Source organism: Streptomonospora halophila (assembly GCF_039542725.1).
GTDB lineage: Bacteria > Actinomycetota > Actinomycetes > Streptosporangiales > Streptosporangiaceae > Streptomonospora > Streptomonospora halophila.
The window spans coordinates 1-22,193 of record NZ_BAABIK010000021.1 but is presented as its reverse complement, the minus strand read 5'-3'; the positions used below and the strand labels follow the sequence as shown (position 1 = coordinate 22,193).

The window sequence follows — 22,193 nt, the reverse complement described above, 5'->3', positions numbered from 1 at the left end:
GCCATGGCAGAGCACCAGGAACCGGGCTACGACGCGGAAGGGACGGACCCCCTCGTCCGGCCCTACGTCATCACGCAGGGGCGGCAGCACTCCGACGCCGTCCAGCTGGACATGATCAGCGTGGTCATCGCGGCGCGGGCCGAGGTGGACGAGGCGGCGCTGGAACCCGAGCAGCTGCGCATCCTCGAACTGTGCCGGCGCCCCCAGTCGGTGGCGGAGGTGTCGGCCCACCTCGACATGCCCGTCGCCGTGGTCAAGGTCCTGCTCGGCGACCTCATCGGCCGGGGCTACGTCCTGGCCCGCGCCCCCTACACCCAGCAGAGCCCGGTGCACCGGGACATACTCCAGGCGGTACTTGATGGCATCCAACGACTCTGAGCATCCCGGCGACGTCATCCCCTCGGGGATCAAGATTCTGGTCGCGGGCGGGTTCGGCGCCGGAAAGACGACACTGGTCGCCTCCGTGAGCGAGATCGAACCGCTGAGCACCGAGGAGGTGATGACCGAGGCCAGCGTGGGAGTGGACGACCTCCAGGGGGTCGAGCAGAAGGTGAGCACGACCGTCGCGCTGGACTTCGGGCGCATCACGATCAGCGACGAGCTGGTGCTCTACCTGTTCGGCACCCCCGGCCAGCAGCGCTTCTGGTTCATGTGGGAGGAGCTGGCCCACGGCGCGCTGGGCGCGGTGGTGCTGGCCGACACCCGGCGGCTGGACACCTCCTTCCCCGCGGTGGACTTCTTCGAGCGCCGCAGCGTCCCGTTCGTGGTGGCGGTGAACTGCTTCGACGACGCCTACCGCTACAGCGAGCGGGAAGTCACCGAGGCCCTCACACTCGACGAGCGGGTGCCGGTGCTGCTGTGCGACGCGCGCAGCCGCGAGTCGGCCAAAACGGTGCTGGAGACCCTCGTCAGGCACGTCGCCGCAACGGCCGCCGCGCCCGCCTAGAACGCCTGCCGACCGGCCGGCGTCAGCGCGGCAGGCGGCGCCAGAGGGGGCGCGGCAGCGCCCGCATCCCCGCGAAGAGCAGGCGCAGGCGGCGCGGGACCCACACGGTCTCGGCGCCGGTCCGCAGGCCCTCGGCCACCGCTTCGGCCACCTGCTCGGCCGTGGCGGGAAACGGTGCGGGCGGCACGTGGGCCGACATCCGCGTGGACACGTAGCCGGGCCGCACGAGCAGCACGCGGGCTCCACTGCCGTGCAGCGCGTCGCCGAGGCCCTGGGCGAACCCGTCCAGGCCCGCCTTGGCCGAGCCGTAGACGAAGTTGGCGCGGCGCACCCGGACGCCGGCGACCGAGGAGAGCACCACGAGCGTGCCGTGGCCCTGCTCGCGCAGCCGCCGGGCCACCGCGAGCCCGGCCGAGACGTGCCCGGTGTAGTTCGCGGCGGCGGCCTCGGCGGCCGCCGCCGGGTCGTCCTCGAACGCCGCCTGGTCTCCGAGCGCCCCGAACGCGTCGACGACGGCGTCGAGGTCGCCGACCAGATCTACGGCCCTGTCGACGACGGCGGCGTGCGTGTCGGGTCGGGCGGCGTCGAACCGCAGCGAATGCACCTCGCCGGCGCCCGCGGTGCGCAGCCGCCGGGCGACCCCGTCGGTGCCGGCGTCGCCGCGCGCGGCCAGCACCACGCGGCGGGCGCCGCCGCGCACCAGCCGCTCGACCACCGCGGCGCCGATCTCGCTGCGTCCGCCGAGCAGCAGCACCGAACCCACGGCGCCTACAGCGTCGCGCATGGCTCCTCCCCTCTCGTAGGTGCCGGGCGCCGCGCGCGCCGGCGGTCGGGCGGTCCCGCCGGGGCGGGTGCGGCCTGCCCGGCGCTACCGGCGCCGGTGGCCGCGCGCATAGCGGATCCGCAGCGCACCGGTGTAGGTCTCGCCGGAGAGCACGAAGTGCGGCGCCTGCGGCGTGCGCACGGCCGGGACGCGGGAGCGGTGCGAGGCGTGCCCGGTGTGCAGCCTGTCCAGGTCGGCGGTCGCGCCGTCGGGCAGCACGAGGACGGTGGAACCGCTGAGGACGGACAGCTCGATGTCCACGACGGGATGCGGGATGCGGGCCCGGGACATGTCCAGCCGCACCGAGCCGGCCAGCGAGCGGATGCGCAGCACGCGCGGCACCGTCCACTCGCCGCGGCGCCGGAGGGTGCCGCTTTCGCTGGTCAGCTCGACGGCCTCCGCCGCCTGCGCCGGCTGCGGCGCGGGCACCGCCACGGTCTCTCCCGGCGCGGGGAGGTCGGCGACCAGGGCGAGCAGCTCGTCGTCGAAGACGGCGCCGTAGGCGGCCGAGCTGCGCCGGTCGAACTCCTCCAGGCCGAGCCGGCCCTCCGCGTAGGCGTCGCCCAGGCGGGCGGAGATCTGTTCGCGCTCGGCGTCGGAAACCCGTTTGCGCGGAGCGGGGGGCGGTGTCGGCTCCATGGGCGCTGATCCTATCCCGCGCCTGCCCGGGCCCCCGGAGCGCTCACAGCTCAAGGCGGCGCGCCAGATCGGAGGTGAGGACGCCGTCGGGATCGGCGCGGGCGCGCACCGCGCGCCACTCCTCCAGCCGCGGGTACATCGCCTGCATTGTGTCGGGCCGGGCCCGGCTGTCCTTGGCGAGGTAGAGGCGCCCGCCCGCCGCGAGCACCCGCTCGTCCAGCCGCAGCAGCAGGGGGGCGAGGCCCGGCAGGTCGCCCGGGAGGTCCAGCGCCAGGGTCCATCCCGGCAGGGGGAACGACAGGGGCGCGGGGGTGCCGTTGCCCAGTCGCTTGAGGACGGCGAGGAAGGACGGCGCCCTGGCCGCCGCGAGGTCGGCGACGATGCGGCGCAGCTCCTCCTCGGCGCCCAGGGGGACCGCGAACTGGTACTGCACCAGCCCGTGCGGACCGTAGAGGCGGTTCCAGTCGCGCACGGCGTCCAGGGGGTGGAAGAACGACGCCAGCGGCCGCACGGCGCCCCTGCCCCGACGGGGCGCCCGGGCGTAGTAGGCGGCGTTGAACGCGCGCACGCTGGAGGAGTTGAGCAGCCGGGGCGGCACGAGCGGCGGTGCGGCCGCCGCGGGGCGCGGGGCGTAGGCCAGCGGGTTGCGGCGGCGTGCGGGTGCCAGCTCGCCGACGCGGGCGTGGCGGGCGCGGGTGACCACGCCGCGGCCGAGCGCGGCGCCGCGGGCGAGCAGGTCGATCCAGCAGGCCGCATACGGGTGGGGGTGCTCGCCGTCCCCGGCGTCCATCAGCGCCATGGCGGCGTCGAGGTCGGGCACGCGGTCGGTGTCCACCCGCATCGCGGAGGTCTCGACCGCGTCGACGGCGAACGTGGCCTCGGTGACGATCCCCGTCAGCCCCATGCCCCCCACCGTCGCCCAGAACAGGTCGGGGTCGGAGCCGGGCGAGAGCGCGCGGTGCTCGCCGTCGGGGGTGAGCAGGCGCAGCGAGCGCACGTGGGCGCCGAAGGAGGAGGCGGCGCGGTGGTTCTTGCCGTGGATGTCGGCGCCGATCGCGCCGCCGACGGTGACGTGCCGGGTGCCGGGAACGACCGGCGGGAAGCGGCCGTGCGGCAGCAGGCGGCCGATGAGCTCGGCCAGGCCGGTGCCCGCCGAGGCGGTGACCTCCGCGCGGCCGGGGTCGAGCCGGAAGCCGGGGGCCAGGTCGGCGCAGTCGATCACGGTGCCGCCCGCGCACTGGGCGGCGTCGCCGTAGGAGCGGCCGAGCCCGCGGGCGATCGCGCCGCGCCGCCGGGTGGGCGGCTGCTCCGCGGCCGCGCGCAGCAGCTCGGCGGCCTCCTCGGGGGTGCGCGGGCGCCGCACGGTGGCCGCTGTGGGCGCGGTGCGCCCCCAGCCGGTCAGCAGCGCCGCGCGTGCGGCCGTGTCCGCCATCGCGGTGTCCTCCCCTTCCGCCCCGTCCTTGCCCACCTGTTGTCCCGGCGTGCCCGCGGGCGCGGCTAGGCCAGGTAGACCCCGAAGCCCACCAGCGCCAGCAGCGCGGCGCCGCACAGCTGCAGTGGGCGGTCGCGCAGTGCGATCTCCTCGGGCTCCTCGCCCACGCCCCGGTCGACCAGCAGGTGGTAGCGCAGCACGACGAGGATGAACGGCACGATGCTGGCGCCGTGGACCACCGACGCGGGCGTGGTCGCCGGGTCCTCCAGCGCCCACAGGCAGTAGGTCACGATCATCGCCGCCGACGCCATGGTGCGCACCTGCGTGAGGTAGCTCAGACTGTAGCGGCCCAGCGCGTCGCGGGTGCGGGCGGCGCCGGGGGTGCGCAGCTCGGCCTCGCGCTTGCCGGTGACCACCAGCAGTGCGCCCAGGCAGACGACGATCAGGAACCAGCGCGTCAGCGGGACGCCGATGGCGGCGCCGCCGGCGACGGCGCGCAGCACGTGGCAGCCGGCCACCGCGACCAGGTCCAGGACCGCGACATTCTTCAGCACGAGCGTGTAGGCGGTGGTCAGCACCAGGTAGCCGGCGAGGACGGCCAGCAGCGGCCAGTTGCCGGTCGGCACGGCGGCCGCCGGGGCGGCAAGCAGCAGTACGGCTCCCGTGCCCGCCGCGACCGAGGGGGAAAGCTCGCCGGCCGCCACGGGGCGGGTGCGCTTGCGCTCGTGCAGCCGGTCGCGGGGGGCGTCGCGGACGTCGTTGAGCAGGTAGGTGCCGCTGGAGGCGGCGCAGAACAGCACGAAGGCGGCGGCACTCCACGCGAGGACGACGGGGTCGCCGAGCAGGCCGGCGGTCCCGGGCGCGGCGAAGACCAGCAGGTTCTTCAGCCACTGCTTCGGGCGCACCGCGCGCAGCAGCGCCCCGGCCGCGATACGGCCGCCGCGCGCCCGCGGCGGCGCGCCCGCAGGGCCGGGCCCGGTCGGCGCACCGTCCGGGGAGGCGGCCGCATCGCCGCGCGGTGCGGCCGAGCTCGCGTCGCTCATCCGGCGGTGAGGTCAGTGCCCGTTGCCGCGGATTCCGGTGCCGATCAGCAGCACGCCGCCGACGGCGACGAACACCACGCCCGCGACCAGGCAGATGATCGGGATGACCGTGCGCACGAGCGGGAGCACGAGCATGCCCTGCTCCGCGCTCTCGATCTGGCCGTCGATGGTCTCGTCGTCCCAGACCATGGTGCCGTCGAAGAGCACCAGACGCTCCTCGCCGTCGACGGAGACTCCCCGGTGCTGCTCCTCGCTGAGGCCGATGGGCACGCCGGTGGTCGGCTCGATCCAGTAGGTGCGGGTGATGCTGTACATCTCGTCGCCGGTGACGTCACCCTCGTCGTCCATGCCCAGCAGGCTCGCGGGCAGGGTGCGCTCGCCGATCTTCACCGAGTCGATGACCTGCTCGTACCGGTAGACGTCGACACCGTGGTACTCCTCCTCGCCCTCGAAGGTGATGGGGCGCGTGGTCCTGCTGGTCGTGTCGAAGAAGGTGTAGTCGCGCTTCTCGGTGAGGAACGGGAACTTGAAGATCTGGCCGTTCTGCTCGACCTCCTCGTCGTTGACCGAGGCGTCGCAGCAGTCCACACCCCGCCCGGTGAAGCGGTCGTGGCCGGCGCGGCGGTAGGTCGAGGAGATCGCGAAGTCGCGCTCGACGTCCTTGACCCAGGTGAACTGATCCCAGACCGCGGTCTGCTCGTCGCTCGCGGCGACGTCGCCGCGCACGGTGGTGTAGGCCTCCACCGTCGCGCCTTCGATCAGCTCCATCTCCTCGGCGCTGAAGTAGGTGACGTCCTCACCGCGGTTGGTGGCCTTGTTGTAGTAGTCCAGGGGGGCCTTCATCAAGCTGTCGGCCGTCCAGAACCGCAGCATGGGGGCCAGAGCCAGCAGGCAGACTCCCAACGCGATGCAGACGACCGCGACAGTACGACGCATTAGCCCTCCTGGGCGAAACGGGGCGGGGCGGATACCGGGGGCGGGGAAGGCAAAGCTGGAACTCGCTTCATTTTCGGGTAGAGTACTGCTCCACAGCGGACAACGTCACCACGGCGTGGCTGAATATTTATAACCGGTTCTAGTGTGGTGGCAAGGGGATGAGGCGCCCGGCTGCATCCCGTTCTCCCGGGGCGCGCGGCGGCGCGCCCCGCCCCTCCGGCGGCCCCGCCCACCGCCTACCGCGACGCACACGACACGGGAGGGTCGGCCTGTGAGCGGTCCCAGCGAGGACCCGTCGGCGCCGGCCGCGGCCCCGGACTCCCCTCCGCCCGCAGGCCGCGCGCGCACGCCGCACGCCCCCTCGGCGGGGCTGCCCCAGGTGCGCGGGCACAACGAGGCGCTCGACGGCGTGCGCGCGATCGCCGCGCTGATGGTGCTCGTCTTCCACGTGGGCGTCGAGAGCGGCGCCGCGCTGGCGCCCGGCGTCGCCGGGGCGCTGCTGGCGACCGGCGAGATGGGCGTCCCGCTCTTCTTCGCGCTTTCGGGACTGCTGCTGTACCGCCCCTGGGTGCGCGCCGCGCTCGACCAGGCGGCCGTCCCCCCGATCGGCCCGTACCTGTGGCGGCGGGCGCTGCGAATCATGCCCCCCTACTGGATCGTGGCCTTGGCCGCGCTACTGCTGTGGTCGCGCGAGCACCTCGACTCCGTATGGGCGTGGGTCGGGGTGATGACGCTGACCTTCGTGTTCGACACCGACCCCTGGTGGCTGGGCACCGGCCCCTACGGCCTCGGGCAGATGTGGAGCCTGTCGGTCGAGGTGTGCTTCTACGCGCTGCTACCGGTGATCGGGCTACTGGCCGCCCGCGCCGCCGGCCGTGCCGGGACCGATCCCGGCGCCCGCGCGCGCCGGCTGCTGGTGTGCCTGTCCGGGATGACCGCGGTGGCGGTGCTGGCGCTGGTGGCGCAGTACTATCCCGAACCCCGGCCCTACATGTACTCCTGGCTGCCCCGCTGTCTGGGCATGTTCGCGGTGGGCATGGCGCTCGCCGTGCTCGGCGAGTGGGCCTGGCGCGAAAGCGGCCCCGACGGACCGGTGCGGCGGCTGTGCCGGACGCTGCCGCGCAACGCGACGCTGTGCTGGGCGCTCGCCGGGATCTGCTACCTGATCGCCGCCACTCCGGCGGCCGGCCCCCGGTTCGTCGGCTCCACCGGGTTCTGGATCTCGCTGGTGAGCATGGCCGTGGCGATGGGGTTCGCGTTCTTCGCCGTCGCGCCGGTGGCCCTGCGCCCCGAACGCCCCGGCGGTCCGCCCCCGTTCCGCGCCGGGGGCGGCGCCTGGCTTGAGGCGTTCCTCGCCCACCGCGTGATGCGCTACCTGGGCCGCATCTCCTACGGGATCTTCCTGTGGCAGTTCGTCGTGCTCTACCTGTGGCGCGAGTTCACCGGCGAGGACATCTTCACCGGGTCGTTCTGGATGGACCTCGTCCCGGTGGCCGCGGGCACGGTGCTGATGGCCGACCTCACCCACCGCTTCGTCGAGCGGCCCGTGCGCCGCTGGTACGGCTCCGCCGGCGCCTGGCGCCGGGCGCGCCCGGAGGCACTCCGACGCACCCCGGTCAACTAGCGGGCGCCCGGCGCCGGCGCCCCGCCGGTCGCCGCTCGGACCGCCGCAGGATGTCGGCGCCGCCTGCCACGCTGCGGAGCATGGAGTCATCAGTGGACCACGCGCGACCGGTCGGGGAGTCCTGGGACCGCATCGAGACCTGGCCGGGCGCGCACGCGCCGGTCACGTTCGCCGCGCTGGCGCCTCCGGCGGAGCGGGCCGGCATCGCCGCGGCGGAGGAGGCGGTCGGCTCGGCCTTCCCGGAGCCGCTGCGCGAGTCGCTGCTGCGGCTCGACGGCACGGGAGGCCGCGTCCTGCCGCCGCCGTTCTGGGAACTGCTCGGCGCGGCGGACATAGCGAACGCCTGGCGGTTGCGGACCAGCATCGAGGAGCGGTCGCCGTGGTCCTCAGACGGCGCCGAGGCCGACGCGGACGCCGACGCCGGGCCGTGGTGGTGGCACCGGCTGTGGATCCCCGTCGCCGCCGACGGCAGCGGCGACTACCCGGTGGTCGACCAGCGCCCGTCCGCCCTGCGCGGCCGGATCGGCGTCGCCGACCACGAGGAGGGCTGCCGCTTTTCCCAGCACCCTGCGTGGGCGTCGGTGCCTGCGCTGCTCAGCACGACAAGCACGGCCCTGGAGACCGGCGGGGAGTTGGACGGCTGCGCGCCCTTCGTCGACTCCGGCGAACTGGACTGGGACATCCGCTAGATCGTTGATGGGAGTTGTTGTGTGTCCCGGTCAGTGGTCGTAGGCGATCAGTGACCGCTTGACCGGGGCGCCGATCAGCCAGTTGTGCCAGATCGCGGCGTTGAGCGCGCAGATGCGCTGGCACACCCGCGCCCACAGCCCCTCGGTGGTGCGCGCGGCGTGGCGCTCCAGCCCGAGCTGGTTCTTCAACGTCCAGATCACCGCCTCGATGCGCTGACGCAGCCACCCCGGAAACCTCGGGTCCGCAGGCTCGTCCGCGCGGGCCGGGCGCACCAGCACGTGGCCCAGATCAGCGGCCGCGGCCTCGATCCCGGCGCCGGCGAAGCCCTTGTCGCACACGATCGGGCACCGGCCCGGCGCGCACCGATGCGCATGGAGCAGGTGCAGCGCCTGCTTGCGCTCGTCCAACTCCTTGGGGTGGGCCAGGCTGAACGCACACACCGCCCCCTCGGCCGTGGTGACCAGCATCAGCTTGGCGCCCCAGTAGAACGCGTGGTGGGACTTGTCCATCCCGTAGCCGGCGATCTCGCCCAGCGCGGAGCGGTTGACCGTGACCCGGGAGGCGCCGCAGCGCACCGGTGTGCCGTCCATCAGCCGCAGCGGCTCCTCCCAGGTCGGGACCTGGCGGGCCAGCCACATCCCCGCGGCGAGCAGGGCCGGGCCCGCATCGCGCAGGTGGCGGTTGTACTCGGACTGGCCCGGCAGGCGGGGGAAGAGATGGCCGATCCGGGTCGGGGCCGATCGCAGCCATCGGCGCTCGTCGTCGCAGCGCAGCAGGGCCTGAGCCACGGCCACGCAGACGAGTTCGGCGTCGGTGAGCAGCCGTTTCGGGCCGCGTTTGCGCGGTTGTCGGGCCGAAGGTAGGACGTGGTCGTCCAGGTGGACATAGAGTGCGGTGAGAAGGGCGTCGAGGTTTGTCTTCACACACTGATCTTCGGCGCCCTTCGCCATGCCCGCAGCCGGTTCGGGAAACTCCCATCAACGATCTAGCTCCGCCGCGCGCGATGACCCGGCCGCGGTCAGTCGCCGCGCTGCCCGCCGCCGGAGCCGCCCGTGCCGCCGTCCGAACCGCCGCCGGAGCCGTCCTCGGCCTCTCCACCGCCGTCACCGTCCTCGGCCTTGCCGCCGTCGGTGTCCTCCTCCTGCTTCCCCCCGCCGTCCTCCGACCAGGGATCGCCGTCGGTGACGGGCTCCAGCTCGCCGAAGGTCACCCACTCCATGCACAGCTCGTCGGCGTTGGTGTGCAGGGTCAGCTCGGTGCCGGCGCCGTCCACCGGGAGGTACCAGACACCGCCCTTCGGCGCAGCGGGCAGCCGGGTCGTCACCCAGGCGTCGCCCAGCACCGCGCCCAGCTCGGTCGGCTTCTCGGCGGTGTAGGCGAGGGACAGCACCAGCCGGGGCCCGCCCAGCGACTCCACCGGCCAGCGCACCTGGCCGCCGAACGTGGCCACGCACTCCTCGTCCTCCGGCGGCCCGAAGAACGCGCTGCCCTCGGCCGGCTCGGCCGGGACCAGGAAGCCGGCGTCGTTGAACACCAGCGCGGAGTTGGCCGGCTCGGGCTCGCGGATGCGCTCGGCCACCCCCGGCTCGGCCAGCGGGCTGAGCACGTGCGAGGTCAGCCGCCGGGGGCCGTTCCACGGCAGGACGATGTCCTCGGGCACCGGCCGCGGGTAGATCCCGGCTTCAGCGGGCACCTCGCGCACCGACTGCCGCACCGTGTCGAGGTACCACCGCACCCGCTCGCCGCTGAGGGTGTCGGTGAAGGCGTAGGTGGAGTAGGCCCCGGCGGCGGTCATCACGGCGGTGGCCGCGGCCGCCGCCGACCGCGCCGCCCGCCGCGGAGGGCGCAGCCGCCCGGTCCGCAGCGCATCCTGCTCGTTGCGGACCGGCAGGTAGGCCAGTGCCAGGCAGAGGACGAACACCAGCGCGGCGTCGGCCACGTAGCGGGGATCGTAGCCCACCATGGACTCGTAGCGCCCGCGGGCGATGACGGTCGGCACGGCGTCGACGACGACCAGGTAGCCGGCCAGCAGCGCCCACGCGCGCCAGGCCCGGCGGCGCACCAGCAGGCTCCCCAGAACGACCAGCGCCAGTCCCGCCCACGCCGCGGCGACCGCCGCCGTCGAGGGCTCCAGCAGCCCGCCGCTGGGGGTGACCGGCCCCCATTCGCCGGGACCGCCCATCGCGCCGACCGGGAACGTCTCGCCCAGCATGCGCCGCACCATGGCCCCGGCGACGCCGGGGTCGGGAATCCCGGCGCCCTCGCCCTCGGCCGTGTCCTGCCGGGACAGGTACAGCAGGCCGTAGGCCGCCGACATCAGCGCCGTGCCCGCCCAGAACGGCAGGTCGCGGTCCGCCGTGCGCCAGAGCACCCGCGGCAGGGGGCCGGGGACCAGGAACAGCGCCGCCACGGCGAACAGCAGCACGGGCAGGAACACCGCCTTGACGGAGAAGGCCATGCCCAGCAGCACCGCGCCCGCAGTCAGCCACCCGTAGCGGCCCTCGCCGGTGCGCAGGTAGCGCACCGCCCACAGCAGGGCCAGGGCCGTCGCCAGCTGGAAGGGCACCGCGTTGAGGGCGGCCGACCACCAGGCCAGCACCGGGACCGTCAGCGGGGCGGCGAGGTAGAGGGCCAGTGGCGCGATGACGGCCCACCGCCGCCCGAAGACCTCCCACAGCAGGGCGAACACCGCGACGCACGCCGCCGCCTGGGTCGCCAGCATGGCGCCCGCGGCCGCCGCCCAGCTGTAGGGCGCGGTGCCCGCCTGGATGTAGGCCAGCAGCAGGGCGCCCGGCATCATGTGGCCCTTGTGCAGGTCGGTCAGGTAGTCGAGAGTGAGGTCGGTGGCGGCGGCGTCGCCGATGAACAGGAAGTCGTCCTCGACGAAGTACGCCGCCTGGAGCACGTGGATCTTGAGCGCGAGCGAGGCGATGATCAGCGCCGCGCCGGCCAGCACGATCGGGTCGCGCAGCGCCCGGTTCGCCAGCGCGGCGGCGCGGGCGCCGGGGCGCGCGGCCGACGCGGCGCGTTCGGGGGCACCGCTGTCCGCGGGCTCCGGCTCCTGGGGCGTGTGCCCGCTCTCGGCGGTCGCCCCGGACGCGGGTGCGGGGGCATCGGCGTCGTTCATGCCGCTCCAAAACTCCAGACGTGTCCGGTCCGGTTGACGCCCCCCGCTGCGGGGGTGCCAGAATACAACACGTTCCAGCTTGATCGGCGATCGTCGCCCGATGTCTGTTAGAGCAGCGATAACGAAACGAGAACCCGGTTCACTCCGGTTCTCCGGCAGCGCCGAGGAGTGGCCCGTGGGACTCGACGAGGTACGCGCGGACTGGACCCGCCTGGGTGCGGTCGAGCCGCTGTGGGCGGTGTGCGTCGACCCGGCCAAGCGCGGCGGCGGGTGGGACGACGACGAGTTCCTCGCCTCGGGGAGCGCGGAGATCGACGCGGCGCTGCGCCACCTGGACGAGCTGGGGCTGCGGCCCGGCCGCGAGCGCGCGCTGGACTTCGGGTGCGGCGCCGGCCGGCTCTCCAACGCGCTGGCCGCCCGCTTCGAGCGGGTCGTGGGCGTGGACATCGCCGAGCCGATGCTGGCCGAGGCGCGCCGCCTCGACCGCAGCGGCGGGCGCATCGACTTCCGGCTGAACGACCGGCCGGACCTGGCCGCGTTCGGCGACGACTCCTTCGACCTGGTCTACACCGACCTGGTCCTGCAGCACCTGCCGCCGGAACTGGCCGAAGGCTACCTGCGCGAGTTCGCGCGGGTGCTGCGGCCCGGCGGGGCGATGGTGGTCGGGGTGCCCGACCGGGAGCGGCCCACGTTCAAGGGGCTGGCCTTCCGGTTCGCGCCGTGGCCGCTGATCCGGGTCGCCCAGCGGCGCCTGCTGGGCTACCCCGCGCCGATGCGCATGCACCCGCTCCCGCGCGCCCGGCTCGCGGCGGTGCTGGCAAAGAGCGGCGCGCGCGTGGCCGACTCGGTGGAGTACTGGGGCGGCGACCACTGGCTCCACCTGCGCCACTACGTGCGGATGCCCAGCGCGGAGGACGCGTGAACGGCGAGCACGGCCGCGACGCGGGGGCCGACGCGGGCGCGGGCCGAGGCGCCGCCGGCGAGCCGTTCCGGGCGACGCTGGCGCGGTCCGCGGCGCTATTCGCGGCCTTCCGCCAGGAGCAGGCCGATCCCGACCGCTTCTACGGCACCCTGGCGCGCGACACGGTCGCCCAGCTTCGGTCCTACACCCGTCTGGAGGGCGCGGTGGTGGTCGACGTCGGCGGCGGGCCGGGCTACTTCGCCGACGAACTGCGCGCGGCCGGGGCCCGCAGCGTATGCGTGGATCCCGACCCCGCCGAACTGCGGCTGCGCGACGGCCGGCTGCCCCAGTCCGCCGTCATGGGCAGCGCGCTGCGGCTGCCGGTGCGCACCGGGGCGGCCGACGTGTGCTTCTCCTCCAACGTGCTGGAGCACGTGCCCGACCCGCCCGGCATGGCCGCCGAGATGGTGCGCGCCACCCGCCCGGGCGGCCTGGTCTACCTCTCCTACACCCTGTGGCTGTCACCGTGGGGCGGCCACGAGACCTCACCCTGGCACTACTTGGGCGGCCGCTACGCCGCGGAGCGGTTCGCGCGGCGCGCCGGCCGCCGCCCCAAGAACGACTTCGGCCGCACCATGTTCGCGGTCTCGGCGGCGGAGATGATCCGCTGGGTGCGGGCCCGACCCGACGCCGAGGTCGTCGACATGCTGCCGCGCTACCTCCCCCGCTGGGCCAAGCCCGTGGTGCGCGTTCCGCTAGTGCGCGAGGTGGTCACCTGGAACCTTCTGCTGGTGCTGCGGAAGCGCTCGTAGGGCGCGTTCGACGGGTCCGTCCCCAGCGCGCGGCGCACCCGGGTCCGCCCCCGCCCCAGGCGCGAAGCGCCGTCCCTCCGCCACGGAGCACCGCGACAGGCAACGGCGCCGCTCCCCCACGGCCGGGGAAGAAGCCGGGGCGGGTCTGTGCGGCCGACGAGAAACGCGGCGGGAGCGGCGCGGGGGCGCCGCGCAGGAGCACGGAGCGACCCACCGCACACACCCCGGCCCGCAGAACCGGCCGCCTCGGCCAGCGCGGAAAGACCGGCAACACGCGGCGCGAACGCCCTCACGCGGCGCGCCCGTGCACGTCGGGAGCGTCGGGGTTCAGGTGCCAGCTGATGATGCGGCGCGGGTGGACGCGGATCACCTCGCGGCTGAACGCACCGGGGGCGATGGGCGGGTCGGTGTCGGTGAGCAGCTCGGCACCGCCGCGGATCTCCACTCCCCTGCCCCATCCGGGCGCGATGGCGCCGGGCTGCTCGGGCTCCAGGTCGTCGACGAGGAAGGAGACCTCACTGCCGGGCCGCTCCTCGATGTTGCGGTACTTGCGGGTGGTCGACAGCGCGATCCCGCCGATGTCGACCGTGCCGTCGTCGTTGAGCACGAACCCCACGGGCCGGGTGTGCGGACCGCGGGGGCCGGCGGTCGACAGCCGCCCGATGTGCTGGGAGTCCAGGTAGGCGCGCTCGTGTTCGGTGAATGGCATGGCGCCGCGTCTCCTTGCGTATCGCGGGGCGTCCCGGCGCTGCGGGACCGGTCTACCGCGAACCTAGACTCTCAACCTTACTTGAGGTCAACGCCGCCGCCGTCCTCCGCCGCCGGCGCGGTGCGGCGGGCGCGCAGCTCGCGGACGGCGGCCGCCAGGAACAGCAGTCCGCCCGCCGTGCCCAGTCCGACCGGAAGCCAGGTGCGCACCGCCCGCAGCAGGGTGCGCAGCTCCTCGGCCTCGCGGACCCGGGCCTCCACCAGCTCCTCGGCCATCCGCAGGTCGGCGTCGAGCAGCACCCTGCTCCCGCCGCCGTTCTCCGGCCGCAGCGTCTCGCGGCGCACCTCGCGGGCGTCGACCACGCGGCCGGTCACCGGCTCGACCCAGTAGGTCCGCTCCAGCTCCAGCCAGCGGTTGGCCTGGACGGTGCCCGGCTCCTCCAAGCCCAGGGCCCGCGCGGGCACGGGGCTGGAGGAGTCGGGAAGCTGCGTGGCGTCGAAGCGCTGCACGTAGCGGCGCACGGCCAGCCCGCCGACCCGGTCGCGCCCGTCGAGGATCATAGGAGGCGCCGCCCGGATGTCGGCGTCGTAGAAGGGGTACTCCTTCCAGCCGCCGCCCGCCGGCCACAGCAGCACCAGCCCGGCCTGGCGGACGGCCCGGTCGCCGTCGACGTGCTCGCCGCAGCAGTTGACCGCCGTGCCCGTGTCGCGGTCCACGATGACGCGGCGGTCGCCGTGGGACAGCGTCGTCCCGCGGGCGGCCGTCGACGTCGACATGCTCCAGGTGGTCCAGTCGGGGTTGCCGGGCGCGAAGCCGCCCTCCACCCGGGTCGTGCGCTCCACCTCGGCGCCGCGCACCGTCTCCCAGGTGCCGGTGTCGAGATAGGCGGCGGAGTCGTCGGCCAGCCGCATGGTCAGATCGATCCGGGCGGGGATGCGCTCCAGCTCCCCGGCGACGTAGAACCGCAGCATCAGCGCGACGGTGAGCAGGAACGCCGCCGCTGCCACGGCGACCGGCCGCGCGTTGCGCGCGAGCACCGCCGAGACGCGGCGGCCCCTGCCGCGCACACCCGGGCCGCGCCCGGGTGCGGCCTCTGCGGGCTGTGGACCGGTGGACTCGGCCACGGCGCCGCCGGCGGGCCCGCTCACGTGCGCACCTCCTCGGCGGCGCCCTCCCGCTCGCCGGCCGGCTCCGGAGCACCGCGGTAGGCGCCGCCGCCGGACGCGCCCGCATCGTCGGAGCCGTCCGCGCCGGTCGCGGCGCCCGCGTGCGGCGCTTCCCGCGCGGTCTCGCGGGCCGGGCCGAGCAGGTCGCCCAGCGCGATCACCAGCCGCGCGAGCGCGGGCAGGCACAGCGCCTGGGGCGCCCATTCGCGCAGCGGTTCGCTCAGCAGGTCGCTGAGGTCGTGGAAGGGCATCTGGTGCGCCAGGTAGGTGCCCGCGCCCAGGCACACGCCGGCGCCGGCCATGCACACCACCACGATCCAAGGGCCCGCCAGGACCTGCAGCAGCCGTCCGCCCAGCGCCGGGCGCTCGGGCTTGGCGTGGCGCAGGGACCGCGACGGGGTCCGGCCCAGCCACCACACCAGCAGGAGCGCGCCGCCCACGGCGCAGGCACCGGCGGCGCCGCCCACCCACAGCCCGTAGACCACGCCGAGAGGCACGAGTGCGGGGCGCGGCAGACGACCGGCGACCGCCGCCGGCAGCGCGGCCGCGCGGCCCGGGACCCGCCCGCCTTCGGGCGCGGGCTCGACGCCGGCGACGCGGCGCGCGCGAAGCCGGGCGCGGGCCGCGCTCCGTTCGCCGACGGGGCGCCGAAGCGCGAGCACCGCCACCGCCAGGGCGAACACGGCGCCGAGCGCCAGCGCCGCATGGTAGAGGCCGTCGGGGGTGTAGCTCAGGGTCACCTGGCCGGAGGTTCCCGCGGGCAGCCGCCAGGCCTGCTTCCAGCCGTCCAGGCGCACCGGCTCCAGCGGCGCCGCGCGCCCTTCGAGGGTCGCCCGCCAGCCCTCGTTGAAGTTCTCGTTGACGACGAGGAAGCTGTCCTCGCCCACGTCGACGGTGACGCGGCGCTCGCTGTTGCCCCAGCCCGACACCGACGCGACGTCGGCCGTCTCGACTTCGCCGGAGCCGCCCTCACCCGATCCGCCGTCGCCGTCACCGGAGTCCTGCCGGTGCGCGGCGGGCAGAGCGGGGTCCGTCCCGCTCAGCACCGCCGAGCGCACCCGGTACTGGTCGCCGGGTTCGACCACGAGGCGGTTTCCGCCCTCGCGCACCGGCACGTCCGAGCAGCTCTCGTAGCGCAGCGGCCGTCCTGCGGCCCGGTCCTCCAGCGTGCCCGACACGATTCGGGTCTCCACCCGCTCCTCGTTGACCCGCAGCACGGGGCCCAGCCCGCAGGGAGTGGCGGCGTCGCCCCCCTCGACGGGCGGCAGGGCCTCCACGTCGGGCAGCGCGACGCGGCCCACCTCCAGCGGCTGCCCCTCGGGCGGGTCGAAGGAGATGCGCAGCCGGTCGGCGGTGACGGGCTCGAAGCCCAGCGACCCGCTGCCGTCCAGCCATCCGCTGCGGACGGTGCCTCCGGCCTCGACGGTGACCTCGACCGGCGCGGCGGCGCCGCCCGGGAAGTCCACCCGCAGCCCGCCGATCTCGGTGCGCTCCTTCAACTCCACGTCGAGCCAGGGCTCGTCCTCGTCGGGGTCGGGATACCACACGGTGGCGGCGTCGTCGTCGAAGGCGTTGCGGCCCATCGCGGCGGGGTGGTCCACGGAGGTGGAGGACGAGGTCACCTTGGGGTAGCCGCCGGCGCGGTTGGCGGCGTTCTCCACGTCGTGGGGGTCGGTGGCCACGGCCCGCCCGGTGACGGTGTGCTCGCCGTCCGCAGCCGGGCCGGTCATCGTGAAGCTCCGGTCGAAGGTGTAGGCGCCCTCGCCCTGGACCGCCAGTTCGGGGTTGCACACCCACACCCGCGAGCCCTCCATGCAGCCGGGCACGGTGCCGGTGGAGCCGGTGAACAGGAACGTGTCGGCGCCATCGACACCGGGCACGCTCAACGTGCGCTCGGCCTCCAGGCCGGGCATCGTCACGCTGGTGATGCCGACCCGGGTGCCGAACCGGTACTCCGGCTCCCAGGCGAGCTCGTCGACGCGGATGCGCAGCGTGGAGGTCTCGCCGGCGGGTGCGGTGAACTCCTGCGGGTCCTCGGTGGGTGCGACGGGGGCGCTGGTGCGGTCGTCGTCGGTGATCAGGCTGATGCGGGCCGGAGGCGGCTCGCCGGACAGCCGCTCGAAGGCGATGGACAGCTCGCCGACCTCGCGCGGCTCCTCGAACTCGATCTCCAGCCACTGGCCCACCGCTCCGGCGAACGCGCTGGAGCGCCACGAGGTGTCCAGGGCGTCGTCCAGCGCGGCGAAGGGCATCCGGCCGGGGTCGCGGGCGGAGGGCAGGGCGCCGGAGCCGGCCTCGGAGGAGGAGGCGGAGACGTCGGCGACGCCCTCGTAGCGCGCGGCCGTGGTGTAGCCGTTCCAGGCGGGGTCGGCGATGTCGGGCGCCGGGGCTTCGCGCCGGTCCTGCTCGGCGGTCAGGGTGTTGCCGACGTTGCGTCGCACGTCGGAGTAGACGACCTCCCGGCGGCGGGCGGTGTCGGTGACCACCGTGTCCTCGGGTGCGATGTCCTCGGCTCCGGGGTCGTCGCCGACGATCACCGGGCGGTCGCCGGGGAGCATGCCCTGCTCGGCGAGATCGAGCAGCGCCTCGGGGCCGCCGGCCACCCGCACCGCCTCGTCGGCGGGGACCGTCCCCACGCGGGGTGCGGCGCCGTCGACGGTGTAGACGTCCAGGGCCCGGTAGGGCTGGTCGTACCACCGCGAGGCCTGGCCGCTGTCGGCGGAGCCGACCTCGGGGCCGAACGAGACCGCGCGCGTGATGCCCGGCGAGTCGGCCAGCGCCTGGTGCACGCGGGCGGGCCAGCCTCCGTTGAGGCTCTCGCGCTCCAAATCGTTGCGCACCAGCAGGTGGGTGACGCCCATGCGGGCCAGGGTGGCGGTGAGCCCGGCCGAACCGCGGCCGGAGGAGATGCGCTGGTCGATCTCCTGGTTGAGCCGGGAGACGCCGGCCGACCCCCACGGGATGATCTGGTGGTTGGCCCAGGCCGTCTCCATCAGGGGCTGCATCGGCTCGTCCATCGGTCGGCCCCACACGTACTCGCCGCGGGCGGAGCCGGGGACCGCCATGGTCGTGCCGGAGCGGTTGTGGGAGTCCAGCCAGCGCGCGGCCTCGTACCAGTAACCGGGGATGCGCTCGAACCCGCCGGGGGTGGCGACGCCGACCGTGGCCACGGGGGTCAGCGTCGCGGCCAGCGCCAGCGCGCACACGGCGGCCGAGGCGCGGTACACGGTGCCGGGCGGGGGGTCGGGGGCGGTGCCCGCGCCGTTCACGTCGCCGCGGGCTCCGGCCAGGAGGCGCGCCGCGAGCCCCGCGCGCGCCGGGGCGGACTCGGCGGAGGAGCGCCGCGCCCGGCGGTCGGCTGTGTCGCGGGCGAGCACGAGGGGCAGATGGGCCAGGCCGAGCACGACGGGCAGCCGGATGAGCGCGTCGAACTTGTGGATGTTGCGGAACGGGCTGAGCGGGCCGTTGAGCAGGTCGCGCATCGTCTCGGCGAAGGGGCCCGTCAGTGCGCCGGTGTAGCCCGCCACGACGATCGCGGTACCGGTGAGCAGCGAGGTGATCAGGAAGAGCCGCTCGGGCGTGCCCCGGTTGACCAGCCCGGCCAGGCCGAGGCCGGCGACCAGGGCGGTGGCCGCGACCATCCAGGGGTCGGTGGACAGCTCGGCGCCGGCCGGCAGCGCGGGCTGACCGGGCACGGGCACGTAGCCCATCCAGTTGTCGGCGCCGCGCAGGGCATTGGTCAGCGTGGTGACGCCGGTGGTGGTGGCCGCGTCCTCGGTGTAGGGCATGAACGAGAACACGTAGCGGCCCATGAGCAGCAGCGGGACCATCCACCAGAACGACGCCAGAAACAGCGCCGTCAGCCACCAGGCCAGCAGCCGCCGCTTGCGCGGCCCGCGGGCGCGGGTGAGCAGGTAGACCAAGGGCACCACGAGCACGGCCAGCTCGGATGCGGCGTTGGTGCCGCCGCAGAACAGGAAGGCCAGGGCCGACAGCATCGCCATGCGCATCGGCGGTCGGCCGTGGCGGGTGCCGTACACCAGCGGGAGCACGATCCACGGCAGCAGCATCATCGGCTGCAGCTCGGCGGAGTTGTAGGACAGCAGGGTCAGCACACGCGGGGCCAGGGCGTAGGCGGCGCCCGCCAGGATGCGGGTGTGCAGGGAGCCGATGCCCAGGGCTTCGGCGAGCTTGACGACGCCCAGGAACGCCGCGCACAGCAGCACCGACATCCACACGCGCTGGACCAGCCATTCGGGCATGTCCAGGGCGATGAGCAGCGCGTGGAAGGGGCCGTTGGGGAAGAAATAGCCGTAGGCCTGGTTCTGCAGCTGGCCGAAGTAGGAGGGGTCCCACAGATGGAGGGCGCGCTGCAGGAAGCCGAAGGGGTTGATCGTCAGGTCGATCTTGGTGTCGCCGACGATCTTCGCTGGGTCGAGGCTCAGCGCGATCCCGCACAGCAGCAGGCTCGCACCCAGCAGCTTGAGGCGGCGCAGCAGCGCGGTGTCGTCGGCGGTGGACTCGGCGGGCGTCTCGGGCTCGGCGCGGACGGCGCCGGGTGCGCCGGGGCGGGCGCCGGCGGGGTCGCCGTCGGGTGCGGGCTCGGCGCGGACGTCGGTGGAGGGGCTCGCGGCTCCGTCCGCCCCGGCGCGGTCCGGCGCCTGTTCCGCGTCAGGCTCGTCGTCGCGCCGCGCCCCGGGTCGGGCGTCGGTCACCGGGCGGCCTTCGCGGGGCGGGTCGCGGGGCCGGTGCCGGGGCGGGCGGCCGCGGTGTCCGCGCCCACCCGGTCGCGGCGGACACGGGCGGCGGCCGCAGGGGCGGGCGGCCGGGGGCCGTCCTGCCCCGCGGCGCGGGTGTCGGCGGGCTCGCCGGTGACGAGCCGGGCCATGGCCGCGCCACTGCCCTCCCAGGTGAAGCGGGCGGCCCACTCGCGGCAGGCGCGGCGGATCCGGGCGGCGCGCACGGGGTCGCTCAGCTCCCGCAGCGCCGCGGCGACGACGTCGCTCAGTTCCTCCCCCTCACGTACCAGCCAGCCGGTCTCGCCATGGCGCACCGAATCGCGGAGGCCGTCGACATCGTAGGCGACCGTGGGAACGCCCAGTCCGGCCGCCTCGATCACGGTCAGACCCCAGCCCTCGAACTCCGAGGCCGTGACGTGCAGCAGCGACCCCGCCAGGACGGCGTTCTTCTGCTCTTCGGGCAGGTAGCCGTGCAGCCGGACGTGGTCGTGCAGCCCGTCGTGCTCGACCTGCTCGGCCAGCGTCGCGCTCTCGGGGCCGCGGCCGACGACGTGCACGCGCAGCTGGGGGTAGGAGCCGCGCAGGTCGCGCGCGATGTCCACGATGCGCGAGACGCGCTTCTGCACCACGAGCCGGCCCAGGCTGACGATGGCGGGCGAACCGGTCTCGGCCTCACTGAGGAAGCGGTCGGGGGCCACCGGCTGGCGCGGCGGGCTCCCGTTGTGCACGACCGTGATGGGGGCGCGCCAGCGCAGCTTCTCGCGCATCGCGCGGCGGGAGGACTCCGAGACCGTCACGGTGGGGCAGTTGCGGTAGACCCGGCTGGCGACGGCGCTCTCGACGAACCTGCCGAACCAGGCCAGCGGGCGGCTGAAGTAGGCGTCGAACTGGAGGTCGTGGACGTGGTGCACGACGCTGATCACCCGGGTGCGGCGCGGCAGGACCAGGCGGGAGAAGAAGGGGATGCCGTTCATGCAGTCGAGGGCGGCGTGGAACTCGCGGCGCCACAGCAGCAGCCAGAGCATCACCAGCGGGTAGACGGTGAACTTGCCGCCCATGCGGCGGATGACGATGCCCTCGCGGGTCTCGACGCGGGCCTGTCCGGGCTCGCGGCTGGTGAGGAAGGCGACCACGGCGCCGCGGGCGGCGAGGTGGCGGCTGATCCGCCAGGCGTACTCCTCGGCGCCGCCGGCGGCCGCCTGCCAGGGGTCGCGCCAGTTGATCATGACGGCGCGCACGCCGTCCAGCCGCGGGCCCGCCGCCTCCTGCGCGGATCCGGTCGAAGACGCGGCCGGTCCGGCGTCCCGGGCCGGTGCGGGGACGTCCGCGTCCTCGGCGGAGCCCGTCTCGGCCGCGGCGACCGGAGCCGCCCGCAGGCGCCCTGGGCCGACCTCGGGGTACTCCGGGAAGAGGGGGATCTGCTGGAACGCCACATGCTCTCCTGTTCCGCCCGTTGCACCCGGTCATCCGGCGGGCGGGCGGCCGCCGGATGCGGCGCCCGGACGACGGGGCGGAAGGCGGCGCACGGCCGGGGCGGGGTCGGTGTGGACCGCGCAGGGGGATGCGGGCGACTTTCGGCGCGGCGGACGCGCCCGCCGTCCTGGGGCCGGGGCCGCCAGGGGCGGGCGGTCCGGTCGATCGGCCCGGGCGGGGGCTCGGCCGGGGGTGGAGGCGCGCCGGGTCAGCGGTCGCCGTAGTTGTACAGCGACTGGTTCACCGGCTCCGCCGACGACGAGGTCTCGGTGGCGACTGTGGTGCCGATGAAGGCCAGTCCACCGGCCAGGGCCGCTCCGATGACACAGGCGGCGACGATTTTGATCACGTGGGGTTCTCCTTCCGCGATACCGCGCCTTTGAGCGGTCCGGTACGCCTGGAAACGAGACTAGAACCTGATACACCTAACGACCAGATAAGTGCCCCAACTGTAACGAACCATGTCGAGGCTTCCAAGCCCGTTAGCGCGTCGTCTGCCGGATCCACATGCTTATCCGGCACTTCGAGCAGCAGCAGGCCGTCGCCGCTGTGCACGGCGACCGGACCGCCCGAGCGAGGCGAGAACCTGTTATCGACCGCGAGGGGGCCGAGGGCGGCGGCCGCGCCGGCGCCGTCGAGCCGCCGCGCAGCGGGGAGCTCGACGAGGACGTACCGGATGCCGAGTTCGCCGAGGGACGCGGTGTAGGCGCGGACTCCCGGGCGGGCGTCGTGCAGCCGGCCGACCCGGCGGGCGAGCGGGTCCTCGCCCTCGGCGAGGCGGACTCCGCCGGCGCCGCCGACCCGCAGGTCGTCGTTCCAGACGGTGCGGCGCTCGAACAGCTTGGTGGCGGGGTCGAGTACGACGACCCTACGTCCGTCGCCGCGCCAGTCAAGACCGCGGTAGGCGCTCCAGGGCAGCACCAGCACCCGGCCGGGGCGCGGGTCGCCGTCGACCAGGCGCTGCACGCGGTGCCATTCGGCCGGGTAGTCGACCGGTTCGAGCCGACCGGCCGCGCCCCACAGCAGGCCGGGCAGCAGCGCCACGGAGGCCAGTGCCAGCACGGCGCCCACGGCCGCACCGGCGCGCTCGCCCGCCCGCGCGCCGCCGGCCGAGCGCGCCGGGCGCGCGCTCG

General features: G+C 74.9%; 18 protein-coding genes and 1 pseudogene. 6 read left to right on the top strand and 13 right to left on the bottom strand.

All coding sequences use genetic code 11. From position 1 onward, the window contains the following. Nucleotides 1-3: 3 nt before the first annotated feature. The gene (locus ABEA15_RS17675; protein WP_344141590.1) at nucleotides 4-378 is read left to right on the top strand and encodes a DUF742 domain-containing protein; all 375 of its coding nucleotides are present in this window, start codon (nucleotides 4-6) and stop codon (nucleotides 376-378) included. Then, nucleotides 359-946: a GTP-binding protein gene (locus tag ABEA15_RS17670; RefSeq protein ID WP_345557642.1), complete on the top strand. Its 588-nt coding sequence runs from the start codon at nucleotides 359-361 to the stop codon at nucleotides 944-946. Before ABEA15_RS17675 ends, ABEA15_RS17670 begins: the two co-directional genes overlap by 20 nt. Before the next feature lie 22 nt (nucleotides 947-968). Here the strand turns inward: ABEA15_RS17670 and dprE2 are convergent, their stop codons facing one another. From dprE2 to pgfA (ABEA15_RS17645), 5 genes are all read right to left on the bottom strand, one after another. Continuing rightward, nucleotides 969-1,730 (bottom strand): decaprenylphospho-beta-D-erythro-pentofuranosid-2-ulose 2-reductase, encoded by a 762-nt coding sequence (dprE2, locus tag ABEA15_RS17665; protein ID WP_345557640.1) that lies wholly within the window; start codon nucleotides 1,728-1,730, stop codon nucleotides 969-971. Nucleotides 1,731-1,814: 84 nt separating this feature from the next. Next, nucleotides 1,815-2,408 (bottom strand): DUF1707 SHOCT-like domain-containing protein, encoded by a 594-nt coding sequence (locus ABEA15_RS17660; protein WP_344141593.1) that lies wholly within the window; start codon nucleotides 2,406-2,408, stop codon nucleotides 1,815-1,817. 43 nt (nucleotides 2,409-2,451) lie between these two features. Next, a complete protein-coding gene (gene dprE1, locus ABEA15_RS17655; protein ID WP_345557638.1) occupies nucleotides 2,452-3,840 on the bottom strand; it encodes an FAD-binding oxidoreductase in 1,389 nt (462 codons plus the stop codon). Between the two features lie 65 nt (nucleotides 3,841-3,905). Further along, nucleotides 3,906-4,883: a decaprenyl-phosphate phosphoribosyltransferase gene (locus ABEA15_RS17650; protein WP_345557636.1), complete on the bottom strand. Its 978-nt coding sequence runs from the start codon at nucleotides 4,881-4,883 to the stop codon at nucleotides 3,906-3,908. A gap of 12 nt (nucleotides 4,884-4,895) precedes the next feature. Beyond that, nucleotides 4,896-5,819 carry a cell envelope lipid trafficking protein PgfA gene (gene pgfA, locus ABEA15_RS17645; RefSeq protein WP_344141596.1) on the bottom strand — a complete coding sequence of 308 codons (924 nt, stop codon included), beginning with the start codon at nucleotides 5,817-5,819 and terminating at the stop codon, nucleotides 4,896-4,898. A 271-nt stretch (nucleotides 5,820-6,090) separates the two neighbouring features. Between pgfA (ABEA15_RS17645) and ABEA15_RS17640 the strand changes: the two genes are divergently transcribed. Both ABEA15_RS17640 and ABEA15_RS17635 read left to right on the top strand, forming a co-directional pair. After that, entirely contained in the window at nucleotides 6,091-7,443 is a 1,353-nt protein-coding gene (locus tag ABEA15_RS17640) for an acyltransferase family protein (protein WP_425579408.1), read from the top strand. Between the two features lie 80 nt (nucleotides 7,444-7,523). Beyond that, complete coding sequence (locus ABEA15_RS17635; protein WP_345557634.1) at nucleotides 7,524-8,132, top strand: SMI1/KNR4 family protein; 609 nt, start codon at nucleotides 7,524-7,526, stop codon at nucleotides 8,130-8,132. A 30-nt stretch (nucleotides 8,133-8,162) separates the two neighbouring features. Here the strand turns inward: ABEA15_RS17635 and ABEA15_RS17630 are convergent, their stop codons facing one another. Both ABEA15_RS17630 and ABEA15_RS17625 read right to left on the bottom strand, forming a co-directional pair. Further along, a complete protein-coding gene (locus ABEA15_RS17630; RefSeq protein WP_345557632.1) occupies nucleotides 8,163-9,056 on the bottom strand; it encodes a hypothetical protein in 894 nt (297 codons plus the stop codon). Between the two features lie 95 nt (nucleotides 9,057-9,151). Then, a complete protein-coding gene (locus ABEA15_RS17625) occupies nucleotides 9,152-11,260 on the bottom strand; it encodes a hypothetical protein (protein WP_345557630.1) in 2,109 nt (702 codons plus the stop codon). 175 nt (nucleotides 11,261-11,435) lie between these two features. Between ABEA15_RS17625 and ABEA15_RS17620 the strand changes: the two genes are divergently transcribed. Together ABEA15_RS17620 and ABEA15_RS17615 are read left to right on the top strand one after the other, a co-directional pair. Further along, on the top strand, nucleotides 11,436-12,182 hold the full coding sequence (locus ABEA15_RS17620; protein ID WP_345557628.1) for a class I SAM-dependent methyltransferase: 747 nt from the start codon (nucleotides 11,436-11,438) through the stop codon (nucleotides 12,180-12,182). Between the two features lie 77 nt (nucleotides 12,183-12,259). Continuing rightward, nucleotides 12,260-12,973: a class I SAM-dependent methyltransferase gene (locus tag ABEA15_RS17615; RefSeq protein WP_344142006.1), complete on the top strand. Its 714-nt coding sequence runs from the start codon at nucleotides 12,260-12,262 to the stop codon at nucleotides 12,971-12,973. 289 nt (nucleotides 12,974-13,262) lie between these two features. Here ABEA15_RS17615 and ABEA15_RS17610 read toward each other — a convergent pair whose 3' ends face one another. The 6 genes and pseudogenes from ABEA15_RS17610 to ABEA15_RS17585 all read right to left on the bottom strand — a co-directional run. After that, on the bottom strand, nucleotides 13,263-13,682 hold the full coding sequence (locus tag ABEA15_RS17610) for a PPOX class F420-dependent oxidoreductase (protein WP_345557626.1): 420 nt from the start codon (nucleotides 13,680-13,682) through the stop codon (nucleotides 13,263-13,265). 77 nt (nucleotides 13,683-13,759) lie between these two features. Next, a complete protein-coding gene (gene pgfA, locus ABEA15_RS17605) occupies nucleotides 13,760-14,830 on the bottom strand; it encodes a cell envelope lipid trafficking protein PgfA (RefSeq protein ID WP_345557623.1) in 1,071 nt (356 codons plus the stop codon). Further along, a complete protein-coding gene (locus ABEA15_RS17600; protein WP_425579407.1) occupies nucleotides 14,827-19,563 on the bottom strand; it encodes an alpha-(1->3)-arabinofuranosyltransferase in 4,737 nt (1,578 codons plus the stop codon). Before ABEA15_RS17600 ends, pgfA (ABEA15_RS17605) begins: the two co-directional genes overlap by 4 nt. After that, the gene (locus ABEA15_RS17595; protein WP_345557621.1) at nucleotides 19,560-21,020 is read right to left on the bottom strand and encodes a glycosyltransferase family 4 protein; all 1,461 of its coding nucleotides are present in this window, start codon (nucleotides 21,018-21,020) and stop codon (nucleotides 19,560-19,562) included. The genes ABEA15_RS17600 and ABEA15_RS17595 overlap by 4 nt, the downstream gene beginning before the upstream one ends. Before the next feature lie 248 nt (nucleotides 21,021-21,268). Then, nucleotides 21,269-21,409: a hypothetical protein gene (locus tag ABEA15_RS17590; RefSeq protein ID WP_311544088.1), complete on the bottom strand. Its 141-nt coding sequence runs from the start codon at nucleotides 21,407-21,409 to the stop codon at nucleotides 21,269-21,271. Continuing rightward, nucleotides 21,406-22,193, bottom strand: a pseudogene (locus ABEA15_RS17585) (hypothetical protein); the annotation flags it as partial. The gene ABEA15_RS17590 and the pseudogene ABEA15_RS17585, both read right to left, overlap by 4 nt.

Excerpts from the sequence above, each read along its gene's own strand:
- ABEA15_RS17675 (WP_344141590.1), top strand. The coding sequence starts at position 4 with ATGGCAGAGCACCAGGAACCGGGCTACGACGCGGAAGGGACGGACCCC.
- ABEA15_RS17670 (WP_345557642.1), top strand. The coding sequence starts at position 359 with ATGGCATCCAACGACTCTGAGCATCCCGGCGACGTCATCCCCTCGGGG.
- dprE2 (WP_345557640.1), bottom strand. The coding sequence starts at position 1,730 with ATGCGCGACGCTGTAGGCGCCGTGGGTTCGGTGCTGCTGCTCGGCGGA.
- ABEA15_RS17660 (WP_344141593.1), bottom strand. The coding sequence starts at position 2,408 with ATGGAGCCGACACCGCCCCCCGCTCCGCGCAAACGGGTTTCCGACGCC.
- dprE1 (WP_345557638.1), bottom strand. The coding sequence starts at position 3,840 with ATGGCGGACACGGCCGCACGCGCGGCGCTGCTGACCGGCTGGGGGCGC.
- ABEA15_RS17650 (WP_345557636.1), bottom strand. The coding sequence starts at position 4,883 with ATGAGCGACGCGAGCTCGGCCGCACCGCGCGGCGATGCGGCCGCCTCC.
- pgfA (WP_344141596.1), bottom strand. The coding sequence starts at position 5,819 with ATGCGTCGTACTGTCGCGGTCGTCTGCATCGCGTTGGGAGTCTGCCTG.
- ABEA15_RS17635 (WP_345557634.1), top strand. The coding sequence starts at position 7,524 with ATGGAGTCATCAGTGGACCACGCGCGACCGGTCGGGGAGTCCTGGGAC.
- ABEA15_RS17625 (WP_345557630.1), bottom strand. The coding sequence starts at position 11,260 with ATGAACGACGCCGATGCCCCCGCACCCGCGTCCGGGGCGACCGCCGAG.
- ABEA15_RS17610 (WP_345557626.1), bottom strand. The coding sequence starts at position 13,682 with ATGCCATTCACCGAACACGAGCGCGCCTACCTGGACTCCCAGCACATC.